Below are 7286 nucleotides of genomic sequence, written 5' to 3'. Positions count from 1 at the left end.
GGCGGCGGCGGCCCGCCGCGACCTGCGCGGGAAGGCCGTCACACCGTTCCTGCTCGAGACCTTCCACCGCGAAACCGCCGGTGCCAGCCTGGCGACGAACATCACGGTCGTCCGCAACAACGTCACCCTCGCCGCCGACATCGCCACCGCCTGGTCCACCCGTCCGAACAACTCGCCGACCTATCCACCTGACGAATAAGAGCGCCCGGCAATAGGGGCGTGGATCAAGGAGCGGGACTGGGATACGTAGATCGCGAGGCGGAGAAGGGAGGCACCGGAGGTGTTGGGTGTCGACCGACGGAGCCGGGGTACCCCGTGCATCGCGCAGCGATGGATGGGGAGCGATGAGGCGAGGTGCGTACCCCAGCCCCGTGACGCCGCGTCCCCTATTGCCGCTCGCTCTAAGCCGATCATGGATGCGCTGGTGCGCCGGGTATCCGGTAATCCCAGCCATGATCCCGGGCATGGGCGATGAGCACATCTGCCACCGCCTTCTGTTCACGTCTGCTCAGGCCGGTGCAGTCAAGATGAGCATGATCTTCTGGAATATCTTCGTCAACCGGGTCATCCCACGCGGTTACCTTCACATCCTGCGCCTGCCCGACGGTTACCGAAAGAACTCCGACGGAGGCCAGACCCCTTGCCAGATGACGTTCATGAGACTGCCGGGCGCCGACCTTACTCGCCCGACTCAGTGAGAGCCGGCCATGGTCCTTGGGGGTGGGTTTGAAAACCTGACTGGTGACACGTCCGTTACTGACCCAGGAAGGGTTCACCTGGCGCCATAGACGCTCGCCGGTATCAGTGAGAAGAAACCAACCGTCGGGCACACCCATCCGATACTCACTCACGCGGCGGTCAACTTCGGTTGGAGCCACTCGACAGCAAGCATGATTCCCACGTCAGAGGCAAGGTCCGCTCCGTCGAACCGACCGGACGTGGTATCGGTTACCTGAAGCAACAGCGCTCCCTCCTCCGTGACCTCAGCAGAAACCTCGGTCATCTGAACCGTCCATTCCAGATGCAGACCACCCGCCGGAGTCGGATACACATACGGGGCGGGCGAGCCGCTGCTTTCCAGAGCCCCGAGAAGCGTCGCGCAGACCTGGAGCGCGCGCCCGGTCACCCTCTCACCTTCGCCATCACCCAACCAGCCCGGCTGCAACCCGGCGTGTTCAGCGATGTCGGCGCGGGCACGTTCGTACTCCTGATCCGCGGAGTCCTCGGCGAACGCGACGCTGCTGACGCTTTCGAAGCGTTGCGGCTGTTCATCCGGTCCGAATACTGCCACGCCCTCCACCCGCAGAAGCCGCTTAGGCGTCGGCTCGGCAGCTTCACGTACCACTGCGAAATTGTCGTTGTCATAATTGGCGGTTATCGAGACGCCAGCCTCGGTCCTGATCGTAAAAGTTCCCCTACCAGGAGCGAGATCAATCAGGATCCCGGTAGCGGCAACTGCGTCCGTGTAATTCCCCAAGCGGCGTAGCAGGAGTCGTCGTCGCACTAACTGCGTGTACACGGGTACGGATGACCAGTTGCTCTCCCGCGTGCCGACCTGGAGTCCCTCGTCTTTCTCAAGTGTCTGGCCGAACCGACGAAGAATCATCGGTGGAACCAGCGGGAAACCGTCAGGGAGATCTCCACGTTCAGCGGCAGCAGCGAGCATTTCGGCAACCAGATCCCGAGCGGCGTCGAACTCGTCGACGCTGTCGAACAGCGCATCACCCGGTCCCGCTGAGCGCGTCAGGACTGGCATAGCGCTGCCAACGTCCACCGCCTCAAGTCGAAGACCCAGCCGTTCGAAGAAACCCTTGGGAACACGATGACGGCCCGGATGGCTACGACGGAACAAGGCTTTCGCGACCTCGGCGACGATGTCCTGGTAGGCAACGATTTCAGGTAGCGCCGCGACCGGCACACCCGGTGGCGTGAAACGCTCGCCTGTGAGCCGAAGGACCGCGAAGGTCCGCTCTCTACCGTCGGTCATTCTCTAGCTCACCACCGTCCCGGGGATCGACCAGGTCATGATGTGCCAGCCGGACGCCACACCGGCAGCAACGCTGCCGAGATCCGCGTGCCATGGACGCCACCATCCCTGTACGAAGGTCACCGTGCGAAAGAGGTCCTGGTACTCACCGCAATCCTACCGCTATGCCGACGTTTCACGGTCGTCCGATTACTCATCTGTATATTTTTTGGTCAACGACGAGGCTGGAGCTCCGCGTGGCTGAACGCCCGTACGTCCTGCTGTCGGTCGCCATGTCCGTGGACGGCTACATCGACGACGCCACCGACCGGCGCCTGCTGATGTCCAACGACGCCGACTTCGACCGGGTCGACGAGGTCCGTGCCGGCGTCGACGCCATCCTGGTGGGCGCGAACACCGTCCGTCGTGACAACCCCCGACTGCTGGTCCGGTCGACGACCCGCCGCAAGGAGCGGACGGCCCGCGGCCTGCCGGCGAGCCCGATCAAGATCACTATCACCAGCCGCGGCGAGCTCGACCCGACAGCGGCCTTCTTCACCGAGGGGACGATCGAGAAAATCGTCTACGCTGCCAGCCCCGCGGTGGCCCGGGCCCGGGAGCGTCTCGCTGACGTGGCATCCATCGTGGACGCCGGGGACCCACTCGACCTGACCGTCGTCCTGGCCGACCTCGCCGCCCGTGGCGTGCGCCGGCTGATGGTCGAAGGCGGCGGCACGGTCCACACCCGGTTCCTCACCGCCGGGCTCGCGGACGAGATCCACCTGGTGATCGCGCCGTTCTTCGTCGGCGACCCGGCCGCGCCCCGCTTCGTCGGCAACGGCACGTTCCCTCGTCATCCGGGCCACCGGATGGTGCTGGCCGAGGTCCGCCGAATCGGCGACGTGGTCCTGCTGCGCTACCTGCTCGGCCCGCCCGCCGGGACGACCCCGGTGTGAACCGTCCGGCCGGGATCTCCCATCCCCGATACTGGACGCTGGAGGTGGTCCGGTGAGCAGGGTGCGGCTGATATGGGACGGCAAGTCGGCGGAGGTGCCGCGGCTGCGGCTGCCGTTGCAGGTCGTCGAGACGGTCAACAGCCCGCGGGCCGACCGGGGCTCGCTGTTCGAGGCCGACCCGGGTGACAGCGGCGGCGGCTGGCGCAACCGGCTGATCTGGGGCGACAACCTCCATGTGCTCGCGAGCCTCGCGGACGAGCTCGCCGGGCAGGTCGACCTCGTCTACATCGACCCGCCGTTCGACTCCCGGCAGGATTACAAGGTCCAGATCGCGGTCGGCGACGGTACGAACGGCGCTGACCAGGATCTGGCCAAGATCTCCTCGATCGTGGAGGAGAAGGCGTACCGGGACACCTGGGGTAAAGGCGTCGACTCCTATCTCCAGATGCTCTACCAACGTCTCATCCTGCTCCGGGAGCTGCTCTCCGAGCGGGGGTCGCTCTTCCTGCACCTGGCCCCGAACGTCAGCCACCACGCCCGTGCCATCCTCGACGAGATCTTCGGCCCCGAGAACTTCCGCGCCGAAATCATCTGGCAGCGCGTGACAGCGCATTCCGACACCAAGGACTTCGGCACGATCCATGATTCCATCCTGTGTTTCAGCAAGTCCGAGAAGCACATGTGGAACCCGCAGTTCCGGCCATACGACGAAAGCTATATAAATTCACACTACGGCAACTTGGATGAAAATGGTCGACGCTATCTGCTGGATAATCTAACCAGCCCAAACCCGCGCCCCAACATGACCTACGTATGGCGCGGCCATGAACCACCGGCATCTGGCTGGCGATACTCGATTGAAACAATGACTCGACTCCACGGCGAGGACCGCATCTGGTACCCGAAAGAGAAATCTAGGAGACCGCGCCTCAAAAGATTCCTGGAGGACATGCCGGGAGTTTCTCTCGGCGACGTCTGGTCGGATATCTTCCCGATCAATTCCCAGGCACAGGAGCGGCTTGGGTATGACACGCAGAAACCTGAGGCGCTGCTCGAGCGGATCATCAGGTCGTCGTCGGACGAGGGCAGCATCGTCCTGGACTGCTTTGCCGGGTCCGGCACGACCGCGGCGGTGGCCGAGAAGCTGGGCCGACGCTGGATCGCCGTCGACATCGGTCGCTTCGCGATCCACACCACCCGCAAACGTCTGCTCGACACCGTCGGGTGCCGGCCGTTCGACGTCGCCAACCTCGGCCGGTACGAACGGCAGGTGTGGCAGGCCGCGACCACCGGCGAGCAGTACCGGGCCTACCTCGACTTCGTGATCGACCTGTACGGAGCGACACCCGCCACAGGTTTCACCTTCATCCACGGCACTCAGGGCAAACGCGCCGTGCACGTCGGAGCGGTGGACGCGGCCGTTTCCCACGCTCAGATCAAGGACGCCCTTGATGAGGCACGCGCCGCCGGGTACCACAGTCTGGACGTGCTGGGCTGGGAATGGGAGATGGGCCTGCACGAGCTGGTGCAGGACGAGGCTCGCGCGGCCGGGGTACGGCTTTCCCTCCATCGCATCCCGCGGGAGGTCATGGACCCGCGCAACGTCGCCGCCGGGGAGGTCACCTTCCACGAACTGGCCTATGTCACGGTCGAGACGAGACTCCGGCGGCGGACAGTCGCGGTGACCCTTGCCAACTTCACCCTGTCGAATCCCGACCTGATACCGGCCGGTGTCCGCGACAAGATTTCCGGTTGGAGCGACTATGTCGACTACTGGGCGGTCGACTTCACCTTCGCTTCCGAGGGGGACACGGCCACCTTCCGCAATGCCTGGCAGAGCTTTCGTACCCGCGCCCAACGCACGCTTGAGCTAACCGCCGAGCACACGTATGACGGCCCTGGCTCCTACACCGTGCTGGTGAAGGTCGTCGACGTCTTCGGAAACGACACCACCACGGCCGTCGCGGTAACCGTCCCGTGACAACAACATCCGCCGAGACGCTCACCTGGTCGTCGGGCCGCTGACCTGGACGAACTGCATGGACGAACCCTGATCCAGCATCTCAACAGCACCGCCAGCGCGCATGGCGCCGCCGTATCACTACCGCGTGACGTGGCCTTACTGCGACCATCCTTGTCTGGAACCGGAGGCAGGAGGCGGGGGCGCTGGTGGCAAAAGCCTGGAAGATCATGATAAAGCCGGCCCGACCCCGACTCACCTGGGTCACCCTCCTTCTATGGATCATCATCGCGGTCGTCGCCACCCCACTCGCCGGCAGGCTGACCGGCGCGCAGACCAACGACGCCTCAGCTTTCCTGCCCGCCGACGCCGAGTCCACCCGCGTGCTCGCGGCCGAGAAGCTCCTGCCGGGTGGGGACGCGGTACCCGCAATCGTCGTCCTCGCCCGTGATCCCGAACTGACCCCCGCCGACCGGGCGACAGCCGAAACGCTCAGCCACGAACTCCAACGGTTCTCCGTCATCCCGATCGGCGTGCCCGTCGCGTCTCCCAGGGGCAACGCGTTACTGTTGATCATCAGCCTCGCGCAACGGGCCGACATCGTGAATTTCACCGACGACGTCAAGGAGATCCGGCGGATCGTGCGTAGCGCGGCGCCGCCCGGACTTCAGACCGGCCTGGCCGGACCAGCCGGTCTGTTGACCGACTCCTATGACGTCTTCAGCGGAGTGGACACCACACTGCTGTTCGTCACCGCCGGGGTTGTCGCGGCCATTCTACTGATCGTCTACCGCAGCCCGTTCCTGTGGCTGGCGCCGCTGCTGTCGGTCGCCATCGCCGACCAGGCGGCCACCGCCCTGACCTACCTCGGAGCCAGGTACGGCGGCCTGACCGTCAATGGGCAGAGCGCCGGGATATTACGGGTGCTCGTATTCGGCGCTGGCACCGACTACGCACTCCTGCTCATCGCCCGATACCGAGAGGAGCTGACCCGATACGAAGATGCGCACGAGGCGATGCGGGTCGCGATCCGGCGGGCCGGGCCGGCAATCGTCGCCTCCGCCGCGACCGTCGTCGCGGGCCTGCTGTGCATGCTGTTAGGCGACCTCAACTCCGACCGTGGTCTCGGCCCGGTGGGCGCCATCGGAATAGCCGCGGCGCTGGTGACGATGATGACGCTTCTCCCGGCCGCACTTGTCGCGTGCGGCCGGCGGCTGTTCTGGCCGTTCATCCCCTGTTACGGCATGGACACCGTCGAGGAGTCCGGCTTCTGGTCACGTGCCGGCGCCAGGATCGCCGCGCGGCCTCGCCGCGTCTGGATCGCAACCACGCTGATGCTTGCCGGGCTCGCGTTCGCGACCCTGCATCTGGACACCAGCCTGCGCGGGGACCAGGGATTCACCAAACCGGTAGATTCCGTGGTGGCTGGGGAACTCGCGCAGCGAAGCTTCCCGGCCGGTGCCACCGCGCCAACATATGTCATCGCCAATATCACGGCCGCGGACGACGTGCTTTCCACCATTCGCAGGAATCCCGCGGTCACCGCTGTCGGGGAAACCGGCCGCGGAGCGACCGTGGTCCAGTTCATCGTTGTTCTCTCACAACCGCCCGACACCAAGGCATCCTTCGACACGATTAAACAGCTCCGGACGGCGGTTCACGCGATACCTGACGCGGACGCACTGGTCGGCGGAACCACAGCGGTGAACCTGGACGTACGCACCGCATCTGTGCGCGACCAGAAAGTAATCATCCCGGTGGTCCTGGGAGTCCTTGCGGTGATTCTCGGGTTGCTACTGAGAGCGGTGGTCACTCCATTGCTCCTGATCGCGACCGTGGTGCTCTCGTTCCTCGCCGCGCTCGGCGCCAGTGCGCTCGCCTATGACTGGCTGTTCGGCTTTGCCGGCGCAGACCCATCCCTACCGCTGCTGGGATTCATATTCCTGGTGGCGCTGGGAATCGACTACAACATCTTCCTGATGATCAGGGTTCGGGAAGAAGCCGAGAGACTCGGCCCCCGACAAGGCGCGCGCCGCGGGCTCGCAGTCACCGGCGGCGTCATCACCTCGGCGGGAGTCGTGCTGGCAGCCACCTTCTCGGTGCTGTTCATCCTGCCACTGGTGCAGCTCGCGGAGGTGGGCTTTCTGGTGGCGTTCGGAGTGCTGGTCGACACCTTCGTGGTGCGCTCGATCCTCGTACCCGCGCTGGCACTCGACATCGGCCCGAAGATCTGGTGGCCGAGCCGCCTGGCGAGGCTGCCTGCGGGGCCGCCGGGAATGACAGCTAGCGCTGATCCCCCCGGTAGCGCCGGTGACGAGGTTCTTGTGGGGCCTCCGGCGGTGCGAGGAAAACCATGATCGCACCGCCTTCCATCCGCCGGGCAGGTCTGAAACAGGTCTAAAGC

The 7286-nt window shown here is 65.1% G+C and carries 6 protein-coding genes; 4 read left to right on the top strand and 2 right to left on the bottom strand.

Annotation, left to right across the window (positions count from 1 at the left end; genetic code table 11):
* Positions 1-199 (top strand): pseudouridine-5'-phosphate glycosidase (locus U9978_RS01330; protein WP_322759163.1); only part of this gene is annotated, 199 nt, incomplete at its 5' end.
* A 211-nt stretch (positions 200-410) separates the two neighbouring features.
* On the opposite strand, the gene U9978_RS01325 is transcribed toward U9978_RS01330, so the two are convergent.
* Positions 411-836 (bottom strand): hypothetical protein, encoded by a 426-nt coding sequence (locus tag U9978_RS01325; RefSeq protein WP_322759162.1) that lies wholly within the window; start codon positions 834-836, stop codon positions 411-413.
* An 11-nt stretch (positions 837-847) separates the two neighbouring features.
* The gene (locus U9978_RS01320; protein WP_322759161.1) at positions 848-1987 is read right to left on the bottom strand and encodes a hypothetical protein; all 1140 of its coding nucleotides are present in this window, start codon (positions 1985-1987) and stop codon (positions 848-850) included.
* A 236-nt stretch (positions 1988-2223) separates the two neighbouring features.
* Here U9978_RS01320 and U9978_RS01315 point away from each other — a divergent pair, with 236 nt between their 5' ends.
* The 3 genes from U9978_RS01315 to U9978_RS01305 all read left to right on the top strand — a co-directional run bounded on the left by U9978_RS01315 (position 2224) and on the right by U9978_RS01305 (position 7239).
* Positions 2224-2922, top strand: a complete 699-nt coding sequence (locus U9978_RS01315) for a RibD family protein (RefSeq protein ID WP_322759160.1) — start codon at positions 2224-2226, stop codon at positions 2920-2922.
* Positions 2923-2974: 52 nt separating this feature from the next.
* Complete coding sequence (locus U9978_RS01310; RefSeq protein ID WP_322759159.1) at positions 2975-4903, top strand: site-specific DNA-methyltransferase; 1929 nt, start codon at positions 2975-2977, stop codon at positions 4901-4903.
* Positions 4904-5112: 209 nt separating this feature from the next.
* On the top strand, positions 5113-7239 hold the full coding sequence (locus tag U9978_RS01305) for an MMPL family transporter (RefSeq protein ID WP_322759221.1): 2127 nt from the start codon (positions 5113-5115) through the stop codon (positions 7237-7239).
* Positions 7240-7286: the final 47 nt, after the last annotated feature.

Origin of the sequence: Protofrankia sp. Cr2 (assembly GCF_963555885.1) — a bacterium.
GTDB lineage: Bacteria > Actinomycetota > Actinomycetes > Frankiales > Frankiaceae > Protofrankia.
This window is presented reverse-complemented; position numbering and strand designations above follow the sequence as displayed.

Bases quoted from the DNA above. Each gene is read 5' to 3' on its own strand.
- U9978_RS01305 (WP_322759221.1), top strand. From the start codon at position 5,113: ATGATAAAGCCGGCCCGACCCCGACTCACCTGGGTCACCCTCCTTCTA.
- U9978_RS01320 (WP_322759161.1), bottom strand. From the start codon at position 1,987: ATGACCGACGGTAGAGAGCGGACCTTCGCGGTCCTTCGGCTCACAGGC.
- U9978_RS01325 (WP_322759162.1), bottom strand. From the start codon at position 836: ATGGGTGTGCCCGACGGTTGGTTTCTTCTCACTGATACCGGCGAGCGT.